Origin of the sequence: Qipengyuania sp. GPGPB31, from assembly GCF_038396345.1 — a bacterium.
GTDB classification, from domain to species: domain Bacteria; phylum Pseudomonadota; class Alphaproteobacteria; order Sphingomonadales; family Sphingomonadaceae; genus Qipengyuania; species Qipengyuania citrea.
On sequence record NZ_CP149572.1, the window covers coordinates 682,735 to 696,280 of the forward strand.

Consider the following 13,546-nt stretch of genomic DNA (forward strand, 5'->3'; position numbering starts at 1 on the left):
ATTGCCTTGATGAGTAACGACACGGTCTTCACCTTCGGCGGGAACGCGCCGCATACGAATGCAAGGCAGAAGGACAAGACCGTGACCGGCGGCAAGGGCGCCAACCTCGCCGAAATGGCGAGCATCGGCCTGCCGGTCCCGCCGGGCTTCACCATCGCGACCGAGGAATGCCTCACCTATCTCGCCGGCGGCAGCGACTTCACCGCCAAGCTGCGCAGCGATGTCGCCGCCGCGCTGAACCATGTCGAGAAGACCGTGGGCAAGGGCTTCGGCGATGCCGCCGATCCGCTGCTCGTCTCGGTCCGCTCGGGCGCCGCAGTGTCGATGCCCGGCATGATGGATACCGTGCTCAACCTCGGCCTCAACGACGACACCGTCGCCGGGCTGGCCAACACCAGCGGCGATGAACGCTTCGCCTGGGACAGCTACCGCCGCTTCATCCAGATGTATGGCGATGTCGTGCTCGGCGTCGATCACGGCCTGTTTGAGGAAGCGCTCGAAATCGCCAAGGAAGACCAGGGCTATTACGCCGATACCGAGTTGAGCGCGGAAGAATGGAAGGTGCTGGTCGCCGAATACAAGGCGATCGTCGAGCGCGAGCTCGGCGCGCCGTTCCCGCAGGACCCGGTCGAGCAGTTGTGGGGCGCGATCAGCGCGGTGTTCGACAGCTGGGATACCGAGCGCGCCAAGATCTACCGCCGCCTCAACGACATCCCGCATGACATGGGCACCGCGGTCAATGTGCAGGCGATGGTGTTCGGCAATATGGGCGATACCAGCGCCACCGGCGTCGCCTTCACCCGCGACCCCTCGACCGGCGAGAAGGCCTATTACGGCGAATGGCTGGTCAATGCGCAGGGCGAGGACGTGGTCGCGGGCATCCGCACGCCGCAATACCTCACCAGGGCGCGACGCGAGATGGCCGGAGCGGACAAGCCGAGCATGGAAGAAGCCATGCCCGAAGCCTTTGCCGAGCTTGCGCGCGTGTTCGACCTGCTCGAGCGGCATTACACCGACATGCAGGACATCGAGTTCACCGTTCAGCAGGGCAAGCTGTGGCTGCTGCAGACGCGCAACGGCAAGCGCACCGCCAAGGCGGCGCTCAAGATGGCGGTCGACATGGTCGGTGAAGGGCTGATCGACGAGAAGACCGCGATCCTGCGCGTCGATCCGATGGCGCTCGACCAGCTACTCCACCCGACGCTCGATCCCGAAGCGCCGCGCGACGTGCTGACCACCGGCCTGCCGGCCTCGCCCGGCGCGGCCAGCGGCAAGATCGTGCTCGATGCGGACACTGCCGAACTGTGGGCCGGACGCGGCGAGAAGGTCGTGCTCGTGCGCGTCGAGACCAGCCCCGAGGATATTCACGGCATGCATGCCGCCACCGGCATCCTCACCGCGCGAGGCGGGATGACCAGCCATGCCGCTGTGGTGGCGCGCGGCATGGGCCGCCCCTGCGTGTCGGGCGCATCGCAGGTGTCGATCGCGCGCGAAGGCCGCACGCTGACGATCGGCGACCGCGAGCTCAAGGAAGGCGATGTCATAACCATCGACGGCGCTAACGGACAGGTGATGGCGGGCGAAGTCGCCACCATCGAACCCGAACTGGCGGGCGATTTCGGCACGCTGATGGAATGGGCCGACAAGCACCGCCGGATGCGCGTGCGCACCAATGCCGAAACCGAGACCGAATGCCGCATGGCGCGCCAGTTCGGTGCCGAAGGCATCGGCCTGTGCCGCACCGAGCACATGTTCTTCGATGCCGGCCGCATCAGCGCGGTGCGCGAGATGATCCTCGCCGATAGCGAAGCCGGCCGCCGCGCCGCGCTCGACAAGCTTCTGCCCGAACAGCGCAGCGACTTCGTGACGATCTTCGAAGTCATGGCGGGCCTGCCGTGCACGATCCGCCTGCTCGATCCGCCGCTGCATGAATTCCTGCCGCATGGCGATGGCGAATTCGAAGACCTCGCGCGCGCCACCGGTGTCGATATCGAAAAGCTGCGCCGCCGCGCGGGCGAGCTGCATGAATTCAACCCGATGCTGGGCCATCGCGGCTGCCGGCTCGGGATCACCTATCCCGAGATCTACGAGATGCAGGCGCGCGCCATCTTCGAGGCCGCTTGCCAGGTCGCCGTGGACAGCGGCGATGCGCCGGTGCCCGAGATCATGATCCCGCTGGTCGCCACGCGGCGCGAACTCGAACTGCTCAAGGATGTCGTCGACCGCGTGGCCAAGGAAGTGTTCACGGCCACCGGGACGACGCTCGAATATCTCGTCGGCACGATGATCGAACTGCCGCGCGCCGCGCTGATGGCGGGCGAAATCGCCGAAGTGGGCGAATTCTTCAGCTTCGGCACCAACGACCTGACACAGACCACGCTGGGCGTGAGCCGCGACGATGCGGGCCGCTTCCTGACGACCTATGTCGACAAGGGCATCTTCGCGCGCGATCCCTTCGTCAGCCTCGACATCGACGGGGTCGGCCAGCTGGTCGAACTCGCCGCCGAACGCGGGCGCGCGACGCGCGACGGGCTCAAGCTGGGCATCTGCGGAGAACATGGCGGCGACCCGGCCAGCATCGCCTTCTGCGAGAAGACCGGGCTCGATTACGTCAGCGCCTCGCCCTATCGCGTGCCGATTGCGCGGCTCGCGGCAGCACAGGCCAGCCTGCGCTAGGCAATTCGCTAGTCTTTCCAGCCAGTCAGCGTCAGGATCTCGAAGCTTTCGAGCACGCGGCCCTTGTTGTTCGCCTGCTTCATGAAGGCGTGTTCGGCGCGTTCGAGCGCGGCCTTGCCGAGCGGCGGGGCGGCGCTGGCCAGCACGCTGCCCAAGCCCTGGTCGCGCAGGTCGGACACCAGCCGGTGCAGCCCTCCGAACGACACCGTGAGCGTATGGCTGTCGACCACCTGGCGCTTGAACAGCGCGCGCTGAAGCAGGCCGGCAGCGGCCTGGTTGTCGATCAGTGGATGCATCCGCGCCGCGGGCCGATCGGGCTCTGCGGCGAGCATCGCCCGCCGCAGGTGCGGCAGGCTGCCCGCACCGGGAAAGCTGGCGATCATCAGTCCGTCGTCGGCCAGCGCATTGCGCAAATGGAGCAGCGCGCCGGGCAGATCGTTGACCCGGTCGAGCGATCCGAGGCTGACGATCAGGTCGTAGGGGCCGCCGTCGAGTGGACGTTCCTCGTCCAGGCTGGCGGCATCGTGTTCGTCGACCTCGGCCCCCGCGCCGCGCAGCGAAAGCGCGAGAGTACCGGTCCAGTCGCCGATTACCAGCACGCGGCCGGGCGACAGGCGGATGAATTCGAGCCGGTCGAGCACGTCCTCGACCATGTCGTCGAGCAGGTAACGCGCGGCATCGCGGTGTGCCTGGCGAACGCGCGCGCGGCGCAACCCGGCAATCCGGCGCTGGCGGGAAAAGATGCGCGGGGGAGCATGGCTGTTCATCGCCCATTGCCCTGCCGCGCTTGCCAGCGCCGTGCAAGCGGCGCACCATTGCAAGGTGTCGACAAGCCGCCTCCTGCGCGCCAGCTTCGCGCCCGTGCTGGATTTCGTCTATCCCCCACGCTGCCCAGCATGCGGCGGGGGCGTGGGCGAACAGGGCGGTTTGTGCGCCGCCTGCTGGGAGGACCTGTCGATCCCGTCGGAACCTTGTTGCGTGTCCTGCCAGCGCCCGTTCGCCAGCACCGGGCCGGGGGAGGGGGCATCCTGTGCGGTCTGCCTGGCTACGCCTCCGCTCCACGACGGGATCGCGGCGGGCACGCTCTATACCGATACGGCGCGCAAGCTGGTGCTGGCGTACAAGCACGGTCGCCGGATCGCGCTGGCCCCCTTGCTCGCGCGGCTGATCGCGGTGCGCCTCCCGCCGGCAATGGGCAACCGGGTGATCGTACCGGTGCCGCTGCACCGCAGGCGGATCTGGCAGCGCGGCTTCAACCAGGCCGCCTTGCTTGGCCGCCAATTGCACCAGCTCGGTCATGGCCCGCTGTGCGTCGACGCCCTTGTCCGCAATCGGCCGACGCCGCCGCTGGGCGGATTGGGAAAGAAGGCACGGGCCCGCACGCTGAGCGGGGCGATCACGCTGCACCCCGCGCGCGCGGGCATGATCTCGGATGCCGATGTCATCCTGGTCGACGATGTGCTGACCAGCGGGGCGACGAGCACCGCTTGTGTCCGCGCGCTCAAGCGGGGCGGCGCCCGCAGCGTAATCATCGCGTGTTTTGCGAGGGTGCTCGACGAAGCGCGCGACGCGCGCAGGACCGATAGCGCGCGGTAGAAACGAAACGCCCGGGATCTTGCGATCCCGGGCGCCACGTGACGAATATAACCGGACCGGCCTTGCGGCATGGTGCAGCCCCCCAGCATGCACCTCGGATCCATCCCTCATCGTTCCCGGATGCGCCGCAACCCCTCGATCGCGGCAGCGAACCCGGTGACCCCCTGAACCCTGGCGCTCTGATGGCACCGTTGTTCCGGTGGGCAGGCCTCACTTGCCTGCGCCGCATATGTTCCCGAAACTTCGCGATCATCAAACAGGCATTTGCAACAATGTCCGATTTTGGGTCGACTTTGTGGTTATCTTGCAACAACAGGGCGCGCAGTTTCTGATGTGAAAGGCCGAGAGAGTGAGTGAGCGTACCGACCGGGAAGCCGGCAGCGACTTCATGCCCAAGTTCGACGACAAGGGATTGCTGACCGCGGTGGTCGTCGACCATGCGACGCAGGCGGTGCTGATGGTCGGCTTCATGGATGCCGAGGCTTTGGCTGCGACGCGCGAAACCGGCCTCGCGCACTTCCATTCGCGCTCGCGCGGGAAGCTCTGGCAGAAGGGTGAGACTTCGGGCCATGTCCTGCGGGTCGAACGGATCTTTGTCGACTGCGACCAGGACGCACTGGTCCTGTCGTGCACCCCCGCGGGGCCGACCTGCCACACGGGGGCGCCAAGCTGTTTCTACCGCGAACTCGTCGGTGACGTTCTCCAACCCGTCAAGACTTGACGCTTACGTAAACGTTCCATTATGCACGCGGCATGACACAGCCGCTGCCCAACGATCCTCGTGCGCAAACCAGCGATCGCCGCCACGCCGGCGCACATATCGAACGGCCCGACGAGCTGGGGCGCGAACAATACTCGATCTCGGACCTTACCAGCGAATTCGGCTGCACCGCGCGTGCGCTGCGATTCTACGAGGACGAGGGGCTGATCGCGCCTTCGCGGATCGGCCTGACCCGCATCTATTCCAAGCGCGATCGCGCCCGTCTCGCGTGGATCATGCGCGCCAAGAACGTGGGCTTCTCGCTGACCGAGATCCGCGAGATGATCGACCTCTACGATCTTGGCGATGGCCGGGTCGAACAGCGGCGCGTCACGATCGAGAAGTGCAAGGCGCATGTCGCCAAGCTGAAGGAACAGCGTGACGATATCGACAGCTCGATCACCGATCTGACCGAGTTCATCGACCAGATCGAACGGCTCGAAACCGAATGATGTGCCGCAAGGCCCCTACAACCGACACCCCCCAACCCTAAGGACACGCAGATGCCCAGTTACACCGCGCCGACCCGCGACGCCCGCTTCATCATCAACGAGATGCTCGATCTCGCCGGCTATGCCGACCTGCCCGGCTTCGAGGCCGCCAGCGTCGATGTCACCGATGCGGTGATCAACGAAGGCGGCAAGTTCTGCGCCGAAGTGCTCGCCCCGCTGAACCAGTCGGGCGACCAGGAAGGCTGCACCCGCCACGAAGACGGTTCGGTCACCACGCCCAAGGGTTTCAAGGAAGCTTTCGACCAGTTCCGCGAAGCGGGCTGGGGCACGCTGTCGCAGCCCGAAGAATTCGGCGGGCAGGGCATGCCGCATGTCCTCGGCTTCGCCTTCGAGGAATTCGTGTCGAGCGCCAACCAGGCCTTCGGCATGTATCCCGGCCTGACCAACGGGGCGGTCTCCGCGCTGCTCGCCAAGGGCAGCCAGGAGCAGAAGGAGAAGTATCTTCCCAAGATGATCTCCAACGAATGGACCGGTACGATGAACCTGACCGAGCCGCATTGCGGGACGGATCTGGGGATGATCAGGACCAAGGCCGAACCGCAGGCCGACGGCAGCTATTCGATCACCGGGACCAAGATCTTCATCTCGGCCGGCGAACACGACATGGCGGAGAACATCATCCACCTCGTGCTGGCGAAGACCCCCGGCGCACCCGACAGCAGCAAGGGCATCTCGCTGTTCGTCGTGCCCAAGTTCCTCGTCGGCGACGACGGCTCGATCGGCGAGCGCAACGGCGTGGTCTGCGGTTCGATCGAGCACAAGATGGGCATCCACGGCAACGCCACCTGCGTGCTCAATTACGATGGCGCGAAGGGCTGGCTCGTGGGCGAGGAGAACAAGGGCCTCGCCGCGATGTTCATCATGATGAACGCTGCGCGTCTCGGCGTCGGCGTCCAGGGTCTCAGCCAGGCCGAGGTCGCCTATCAGAACGCGGTCGCCTATGCGCTCGATCGCCGGCAGGGCCGCGCTCTGACCGGCCCGGCGGAACCCGAGGCGCAGGCCGACCCGATCTTCGTGCACCCCGATGTGCGCCGCATGCTGATGGACGCCAAGGCCTTCACCGAAGGCATGCGGGCCCTGTGCCTGTGGGGCGCGCTGCAGGTCGACCTGACCCACAAGGCCAAGACCGAGGAAGAGCGCGAACAGGCCGACATGCTGATCGGGCTGCTGACCCCGGTCATCAAGGGCTACGGCACCGACAAGGGCTATGAAGTCGCCACCAACATGCAGCAGGTCTTCGGCGGCCATGGCTACATCGAGGAATGGGGCATGAGCCAGTTCGTCCGCGACGCCCGGATCGCGCAGATCTACGAAGGCACCAATGGCGTGCAGGCGATGGATCTGTGCGGCCGCAAGCTGGCGCAGAAGGGCGGCGCGGCAATCCAGGCCTTCTTCAAGGTGGTGGGCGACGACATCGCCGACGCCAAGGGCGACGATACGCTCGCCCCGATGGCCGAAGCGATCGAAAAGGCGCTGGGCCAGCAGCAGGCGGCGACGATGTGGTTCATGCAGAACGCGATGCAGAACCCCAATCATCTTGGCGCAGGCGCCCATCACTACATGCACATCATGGGCATCGTGACGCTGGGCTGGATGTGGCTGCGCATGGCGAAGGTCGCGCAGGCCGCGCTTGCCGCAGGCGGCGAGGACAAGGCCTTCTACGAAGGCAAGATCGCGACCGCGCGCTATTACATGGACCGCTACCTGCCCGACGCCGGCGCGCTGCGCCGCAAGCTCGAAGCGGGCAGCGAAAGCCTGATGGCGCTGGACGAGGACGCGTTCGCGACCGCAGCTTAACCTTCCGCAGGAAGGCATGACGGGCCGGGGGCGATCCAGTCCCCGGCCCTTTTTGTTTGCCTGGCAGGGGCTTGCGCAGGGTTCCGCAGTGGTGATCGCAGCCGCGTCGGCCCGGCACGCACCGCCTGCGGAGCAAATCAGCGCGCCCGAACATGCCTGCGTTTACCAAGATTTCGGACTTGCCGGTTAGGGAAGACCTTTCTCGGATATCCCGCCTATGACAGCCGCGTTCGTACTCAGCATCAACATGTTCATCGCCGCCCTGTTCGCGGTTGCGTTCACCGTGGTGGCGTCGACCAACCCGACGGTTCGCGGCGCGCGATGGCTAGCGGCGGCCTATGGCATTGGCGTGATCGATGTGGCGCTGGAGTTCATCCTGCCCTTGCTGGCGCAGCCCACTCCGGTCGTGGTGGCGATCTATGTCAGCTATCTGGCGGCGCTGACCTGCGGCCTGATCGGCGTCGCCCGGCATTATGGCGCAGCGCTGCCCCGGTCCGCCACCGCGATCGTCTGGCTTGCCGGGCTGGCCTTCGTCCCCGTCATGCTCGGACTGCCGTACGGCTCGGCCCTGCGGACGCTCCTCTACCAGCTCCCCTATGCGGCAATGCAGGTGCTGATGGTCGCGGTCGTCGTGCGGTCCGGCGGTAAGCTGGCGCTCGACCGGCTGCTGGTCGCGGTCGGCGCCCTCGCGGTGCTGGTCTACCTGACCAAACCCGCGATTGCCTGGTGGATCGGCACTGCGGACCACGCGCAAGCCTATCTCGCTTCCGATTATGCGGCGATCTCGCAGACGATGGGATCGGTGGTCCTGATCGCACTCGCGCTGGTGCTGCTGCTGGTCATCATGCGCGACACGACGATGGAAATGATCGCCCGGTCGGAAACCGACCCGCTTTCCGGCGCCCTCAATCGGCGCGGCTTCGAAACGCATGGTGATCGGGCGGTGGTCCGGGCCCGGCGGACCGACCAGCCCCTGTCGCTGATCACGCTCGATCTGGACCGGTTCAAGGCCATCAACGACAGTTTCGGCCACGCGGCAGGCGACAGGGTGATTGCCGATCTCGCCGGGCTGCTGGACGATACGGTGGGAAGCGACGATCTGGTCGCGCGTCTGGGGGGCGAAGAATTCGCCATCCTCCTGCCGGGGCGCACCACTGCGCAGGCCCAGGCTCTGGCCGAACGGATGCGTTGGGCGGTGGCGCGGGACCTGCCGGTGCGGCTCGACCACGCGCCCGCGGTTACCGCGTCGTTCGGCGTGGCTGAATTGCAATTCGGCGAGCGGCTTTCGGATCTTTGCCGCCGCTCCGACCTGGCGCTTTACGAAGCGAAAGCGGCCGGGCGTGACACGGTCTGTGCCGCTCCACGCCTGCGGTCCGTCAAGCCCAACGCTGAAGCGGCGGAATTTGCCGCCCCATCCGACCGATTGGTCCAATCTTTCGGTTAAGCCTGCTCCCGGACCTCGCGGCGCAATTCCGGTAGGCCGCTTACCCTATCCGAGCACTTCGTCGAACAGCGCATGCATCGCCGCCCAGCTCTGGCGGTCGGCACTTGCGTCATAGGCGGGATTGGGCGAGCCGTCGCGCATGCGCGGCGTGGTGAAGCCATGCTCGACGCCTGCGTAGCTGTGAAAATGCCAATCGGCCCCCACAGCGTCCATTTCCTCCCAGAAACCGGTAACCTGGCTGCGGGGGACCAGCGCATCGGCGTCGCCGTGGCACACCAGGATCCGCGGTATAATTGGCTTGTCGGCCGGCAGGGCGGTTTCGAGCAGGCCGTGAAAGCTTACCACGGCAGCGAGATCCTGCCCGTCGCGCGCCATTTCGAGCACTGCCATGCCGCCGAGGCAGAAACCGATCGCCATTTGCGGCACATCGGGTTCGAGCCGGCGCAGAAGATCGAGCGTGGCACGCAGGCGCTGGCGCATTGCCGGCGGGTCACCGCGCAGCCGGCCCATGGCGGCAAAAGCCTGGTCGGCATCGGACGGGGTTTCGGGCCCGTAGAAATCGCCGATAAGCACTGCGTAACCGGCATCGACGAGTGCGGCGGCCTTCGCCTCGACCGCGGGGGTGGTGTTCATGAAGGTCGGATAGATCGCCACCGCGGCGCGGGCCGGGACGGCGGGCCGCGCGTAAAGCGCGGTCAGCGCGACCGCGCCGTCTTCATATCCGACCTTCTCGAAAGGCATCACTCGGGCAGGAAATCGGGCACCGACAGGTACCGTTCGCCAGTGTCGTAATTGAAGCCCAGCACGCGCGATCCGGCAGGCAGATCGGCCAGTTTCTGCTTGATTGCGGCCAATGTCGCGCCACTGGAGATACCCACCAGCAAGCCTTCCTTCGCAGCGCACTGGCGGGCCATTTCCTTGGCATCCTCGGGATCGACCTGGATCGCGCCGTCGATTGCCTGAGTGTGCAGATTGTCGGGGACGAAGCCGGCGCCGATGCCCTGGATCGGGTGCGGGCCGGGCTGGCCGCCGCTGATGACCGGCGAGCCCTGCGGTTCGACCGCATAGGCTTTCATCGCGCTCCAGCTCTGCTTGAGCACTTCGGCGCAGCCGGTCAGGTGTCCACCGGTGCCGACCCCGGTGATCATCGCATCTATCGGCGTATCGGCGAAATCGTCGAGGATTTCCTTGGCGGTGGTGCGCGCGTGGACCTTCCAGTTGCTTTCATTGTCGAACTGGCTGGGCATCCAGGCACCTTCGGTCTGTTCGACCAGTTCCTGCGCGCGTTCGATCGCGCCCTTCATGCCCTTTTCCTTGGGCGTCAGGTCGAAGGTCGCGCCATAGGCCAGCATCAGCCGGCGGCGTTCGACGCTCATGCTTTCGGGCATGACCAGCACCAGCTTGTAACCCTTGACCGCGGCAGTCATCGCCAGGCCGATCCCGGTGTTGCCGCTGGTGGGTTCGACGATCGTGCCGCCGGGCTTGAGCTTGCCCGCCGCCTCGGCATCCTCGATCATCGCGAGGCCGATGCGGTCCTTGATCGAACCGCCCGGATTGGCGCGCTCGTTCTTCACCCAGACCTCGTGGTCGGGGAACAGGCGCGACAGGCGAATGTGGGCTGTATCGCCGATCGTGGCGAGGACGGAGTCGGCTTTCATGGCATCTGCTCCTGCAATTTCTCTTCGGGGGGAGTGTCTAACAATTCGTCAGGCGGGTCAAAGGTCCGCGTTGTCCGCAGGACGGGAAAAATTCGCGACCACAGCGCGACCGTGGCGATCGCGCCGACCCCGCCGCCGACCACCGCGATCACCGGGCCGAACAGGAAGGCGAGGCTGCCCGAGAAGAAATCGCCGAATTCGTTCGACGCGCTGATCGTCAGCAGGCTGACCGAGGACACGCGGCCGCGCTTGTCGTCGGGCGTGTGCAGCTGGATCAGCGACTGGCGGATATAGACGCTGAACATGTCCGCCGCGCCGATGATGAACAGCATGGCGAGGCTGAGCGGCATCGTCTTGGAGAGCCCGAAGACCACCGTGGCCAGTCCGAATACCGCCACCGCCCACAGCATCTTGGGCCCGACATTGGTCTTAAGCGGACGGAAGCTGAACCACAGCGCGGTAAGCGCGGCGCCCACTGCCGGCGCCATCGCCAGCTGCGCCAGCCCGGTTTCGCCGACCTCCAGGATATCGCGCGCATAGACCGGGAACAGCGCGGTCGCCCCGGCGAGAAAGACCGCGAACAGGTCGAGCGTGATCGCGCCCAGCACCATCTTGTTGCGGACCACGTAGCGCAGCCCTTCGACCATCTGGTGGATCGGGCGCCTGTTCGCCGCGCGTGCCGGCTGCTGCACCTTGCCGATGAAGCTCAGCGCGGCCAGCGATACCGCGAACAGCGCGAAGGCGGTGATATAGGGCAGGGCGGGCATTATGGCGTAGGTGTAGCCGCCGATCGCCGGGCCCACGATCATCCCGACCTGCCAGGCGATGCTCGACAGCGCGATGGCGTTGGGCAGGATCGCCTTGGGTACCAGATTGGGGGCCAGCGCGGACAGCGCGGGGCCGTTGAACGCGCGGACGATCCCGAGCACGATCGCCACGCCGAACAATACGGTGACCGTGAGCGTCTCGTTCCAGGTGAACCAGGCGAGGGTGCCCGCGCAGCCCAGCTGGGCAAGCACGGTCAGGCGGGCGATGTTGCGCCGGTCGAAATGGTCCGCCGCCCAGCCGGAGAAGGGCGTGAGCAGGAACAGCGGGATGAATTGCAGCAGACCGATCAGCGCCAGTTGGCCCGACGCCGCACCGACCCCCATCCCGCCGTCGCGTGCCAGATTGTAGGTCTGCCAGCCGATGATCAGCATCATCGCATATTGCGCCAGCGTCATCGACAGGCGGCTGAGCCAGTAGGCGCGGAAATTCGCGATCCTGAGGGGCGATGCGTCGGGGGAAAGCTTGCTGGTGTCGTTCACCCCGGACGCATGGCAGGCCCGCCTTCGGTTGTGAAGACGGGCCTGCTTGTCGTTCTAGAAGAAGCGGTTGGAAATCAGCGCAGCTTGCGAAGCCGCGGATTGGGCTGCAGCGTGTCGATCATCGCCAGGAAATCGTCGACCCGGATGATCCGTTCGAACTGGAAGCCGGCGCGGTTGTCGCGGATCCAGATGCAATAGGCCTCGATCCGGCCGATGACCGGCAAGCGCACGATCACGCGCTCGCCGCGGGCGATGTCTTCCGCATTGTCGATCATGAAGCCGTTGGAGGAGACGTTGGCGATATGCAGGTGCACGTCGCCTTTTCCGAAATGTTCGGCGATGACGGGATGGTCGACCGGATGACGCGCCATCCGGCGCTGGTCGGTTACGCTCAGTTGTGCTCCGACAGTCATGCTGGCGTTCCCTTTGAAGTGCTTAAGACGAAATATACTATGCGCGGAAAAGTCTTCCAAATGGTAAACAATCGGGGCCTTTCGACGTTCCTGATGCTCGCTTCGCCGCTTATTGCGCGCGGATGATTGCGTGCTTCTTCTTGCCCAGGCTGAGCTTGCATTCGCCGTCTTGCGCAACCGTTACCAGATGCCCCGGTTCGGTGATCACTGCCCCGTCGAGCTTGACCGCGCCTTCGGCCAGTTTGCGCTTGGCCTCGCCGTTCGAAGCGGTGAAGCCGAGCTCGGTGAGCACCGCGCCGATCCGCATGCCGTCCGCGCCCACGGCAAGCGTCGGCAGATCGCTGCCCGCGCCGCCGCCGGCGAAGGTCTCGGCCGCGGTGCGCTCGGCGAGCCGCGCGGCTTCCGCACCCCGAACGAGCGTGGTTACCTCATTGGCAAGAACCGTCTTGGCTTCGTTGATCTGCGCGCCTTCGAGCGCTTCGAGCCGGGCGATTTCGGCCAGGTCGAGGTCGGTGAACAGCCGCAGGAAGCGGCCCACGTCGCGGTCGTCGACATTGCGCCAATATTGCCAGAAGTCGTAATTTGGCAGCTGCGCTTCGTTGAGCCAGACCGCGCCCGAGGCGGTCTTGCCCATCTTGCCGCCATCGGCGGTGGTCAGCAGCGGCGTGGTCAGGCCGAACAGCTCGCTTCCATCCATCCGGCGGCCGAGCTCCATCCCGTTGACGATGTTGCCCCACTGGTCGCTGCCGCCCATCTGCAGCCGCACGCCCATGTCCTGCGCCAGGTGACGGAAGTCGTATCCCTGCAGGATCATGTAGTTGAATTCGAGAAAGGTCATCGGCTGCTCGCGCTCGAGCCGCAGCCGCACCGAATCGAAAGTCAGCATCCGGTTGACGGTGAAATGTGTGCCGACCTTCTGCAGCATTTCGATATAGCCGAGTTCGCCCAGCCAGTCCTGGTTGTCGACCATGACTGCATCGGTCGGCCCCTCGCCGAAGGTCAGCAACCGTTCGAAGACGGTGCGGATCCCCTCGATATTGGCTGCGATCGTCTCGTCGGTGAGCATCTTGCGACTTTCGTCGCGGCCGGTCGGATCGCCGATCCGCGTGGTCCCGCCGCCCATCAGCACGATCGGCTTGTGGCCCGCCTGCTGGAGGCGCCGCAGCATCATGATCTGGACGAGGCTGCCGATGTGGAGCGACGGCGCGGTGGCATCGAAACCGATATAGCCGGGGACGATCTGCCTGGCGGCAAGCGCATCGAGCCCTGCGGCATCGGTGACCTGGTGGATATAGCCGCGCTCGTCGAGCACGCGCATGAGTTCGGACGTATAGTTGTTCATGACGAGGCGCGCGCTAGCAGGTAAGGGGCGGCATGCAAATC

Annotated in this window: 12 protein-coding genes; 6 read left to right on the forward strand and 6 right to left on the reverse strand. The window is 65.8% G+C overall.

Annotation, left to right across the window (positions count from 1 at the left end):
* Positions 1-9 precede the first annotated feature (9 nt).
* Positions 10-2,676, forward strand: coding sequence for a pyruvate, phosphate dikinase (ppdK, locus tag WKH79_RS03560; RefSeq protein WP_341859623.1), 2,667 nt, complete (start codon positions 10-12; stop codon positions 2,674-2,676).
* Between the two features lie 8 nt (positions 2,677-2,684).
* On the opposite strand, the gene WKH79_RS03565 is transcribed toward ppdK, so the two are convergent.
* Positions 2,685-3,443: a methyltransferase domain-containing protein gene (locus WKH79_RS03565; RefSeq protein WP_341859624.1), complete on the reverse strand. Its 759-nt coding sequence runs from the start codon at positions 3,441-3,443 to the stop codon at positions 2,685-2,687.
* A 55-nt stretch (positions 3,444-3,498) separates the two neighbouring features.
* Here WKH79_RS03565 and WKH79_RS03570 point away from each other — a divergent pair, with 55 nt between their 5' ends.
* From WKH79_RS03570 to WKH79_RS03590, 5 genes are all read left to right on the forward strand, one after another.
* Positions 3,499-4,272: a ComF family protein gene (locus WKH79_RS03570; RefSeq protein ID WP_341859625.1), complete on the forward strand. Its 774-nt coding sequence runs from the start codon at positions 3,499-3,501 to the stop codon at positions 4,270-4,272.
* A 388-nt stretch (positions 4,273-4,660) separates the two neighbouring features.
* Positions 4,661-4,993 (forward strand): phosphoribosyl-AMP cyclohydrolase, encoded by a 333-nt coding sequence (hisI, locus tag WKH79_RS03575; protein ID WP_063506527.1) that lies wholly within the window; start codon positions 4,661-4,663, stop codon positions 4,991-4,993.
* A gap of 32 nt (positions 4,994-5,025) precedes the next feature.
* On the forward strand, positions 5,026-5,484 hold the full coding sequence (locus WKH79_RS03580; protein WP_050600563.1) for a MerR family DNA-binding transcriptional regulator: 459 nt from the start codon (positions 5,026-5,028) through the stop codon (positions 5,482-5,484).
* A 51-nt stretch (positions 5,485-5,535) separates the two neighbouring features.
* The gene (locus WKH79_RS03585; RefSeq protein WP_341859626.1) at positions 5,536-7,341 is read left to right on the forward strand and encodes an acyl-CoA dehydrogenase C-terminal domain-containing protein; all 1,806 of its coding nucleotides are present in this window, start codon (positions 5,536-5,538) and stop codon (positions 7,339-7,341) included.
* 217 nt (positions 7,342-7,558) lie between these two features.
* Positions 7,559-8,785 carry a diguanylate cyclase gene (locus WKH79_RS03590; RefSeq protein ID WP_341859627.1) on the forward strand — a complete coding sequence of 409 codons (1,227 nt, stop codon included), beginning with the start codon at positions 7,559-7,561 and terminating at the stop codon, positions 8,783-8,785.
* Between the two features lie 45 nt (positions 8,786-8,830).
* On the opposite strand, the gene WKH79_RS03595 is transcribed toward WKH79_RS03590, so the two are convergent.
* From WKH79_RS03595 to tyrS, 5 genes are all read right to left on the reverse strand, one after another.
* Entirely contained in the window at positions 8,831-9,526 is a 696-nt protein-coding gene (locus WKH79_RS03595; protein ID WP_341859628.1) for a dienelactone hydrolase family protein, read from the reverse strand.
* Positions 9,526-10,443, reverse strand: coding sequence for a cysteine synthase A (gene cysK / locus WKH79_RS03600; RefSeq protein WP_050600560.1), 918 nt, complete (start codon positions 10,441-10,443; stop codon positions 9,526-9,528). Before cysK ends, WKH79_RS03595 begins: the two co-directional genes overlap by 1 nt.
* Positions 10,440-11,750: an MFS transporter gene (locus tag WKH79_RS03605; protein WP_341859629.1), complete on the reverse strand. Its 1,311-nt coding sequence runs from the start codon at positions 11,748-11,750 to the stop codon at positions 10,440-10,442. Before WKH79_RS03605 ends, cysK begins: the two co-directional genes overlap by 4 nt.
* A 74-nt stretch (positions 11,751-11,824) precedes the next feature.
* Positions 11,825-12,163, reverse strand: a complete 339-nt coding sequence (locus WKH79_RS03610) for a PilZ domain-containing protein (RefSeq protein WP_050600558.1) — start codon at positions 12,161-12,163, stop codon at positions 11,825-11,827.
* A gap of 109 nt (positions 12,164-12,272) precedes the next feature.
* A complete protein-coding gene (gene tyrS, locus WKH79_RS03615; RefSeq protein WP_341859630.1) occupies positions 12,273-13,505 on the reverse strand; it encodes a tyrosine--tRNA ligase in 1,233 nt (410 codons plus the stop codon).
* Positions 13,506-13,546: the final 41 nt, after the last annotated feature.

Bases quoted from the DNA above. Each gene is read 5' to 3' on its own strand.
- hisI (WP_063506527.1), top strand. From the start codon at position 4,661: ATGCCCAAGTTCGACGACAAGGGATTGCTGACCGCGGTGGTCGTCGAC.
- WKH79_RS03595 (WP_341859628.1), bottom strand. From the start codon at position 9,526: ATGCCTTTCGAGAAGGTCGGATATGAAGACGGCGCGGTCGCGCTGACC.
- ppdK (WP_341859623.1), top strand. From the start codon at position 10: ATGAGTAACGACACGGTCTTCACCTTCGGCGGGAACGCGCCGCATACG.
- WKH79_RS03590 (WP_341859627.1), top strand. From the start codon at position 7,559: ATGACAGCCGCGTTCGTACTCAGCATCAACATGTTCATCGCCGCCCTG.
- WKH79_RS03610 (WP_050600558.1), bottom strand. From the start codon at position 12,163: ATGACTGTCGGAGCACAACTGAGCGTAACCGACCAGCGCCGGATGGCG.
- cysK (WP_050600560.1), bottom strand. From the start codon at position 10,443: ATGAAAGCCGACTCCGTCCTCGCCACGATCGGCGATACAGCCCACATT.
- tyrS (WP_341859630.1), bottom strand. From the start codon at position 13,505: ATGAACAACTATACGTCCGAACTCATGCGCGTGCTCGACGAGCGCGGC.
- WKH79_RS03580 (WP_050600563.1), top strand. From the start codon at position 5,026: ATGACACAGCCGCTGCCCAACGATCCTCGTGCGCAAACCAGCGATCGC.
- WKH79_RS03565 (WP_341859624.1), bottom strand. From the start codon at position 3,443: ATGAACAGCCATGCTCCCCCGCGCATCTTTTCCCGCCAGCGCCGGATT.
- WKH79_RS03585 (WP_341859626.1), top strand. From the start codon at position 5,536: ATGCCCAGTTACACCGCGCCGACCCGCGACGCCCGCTTCATCATCAAC.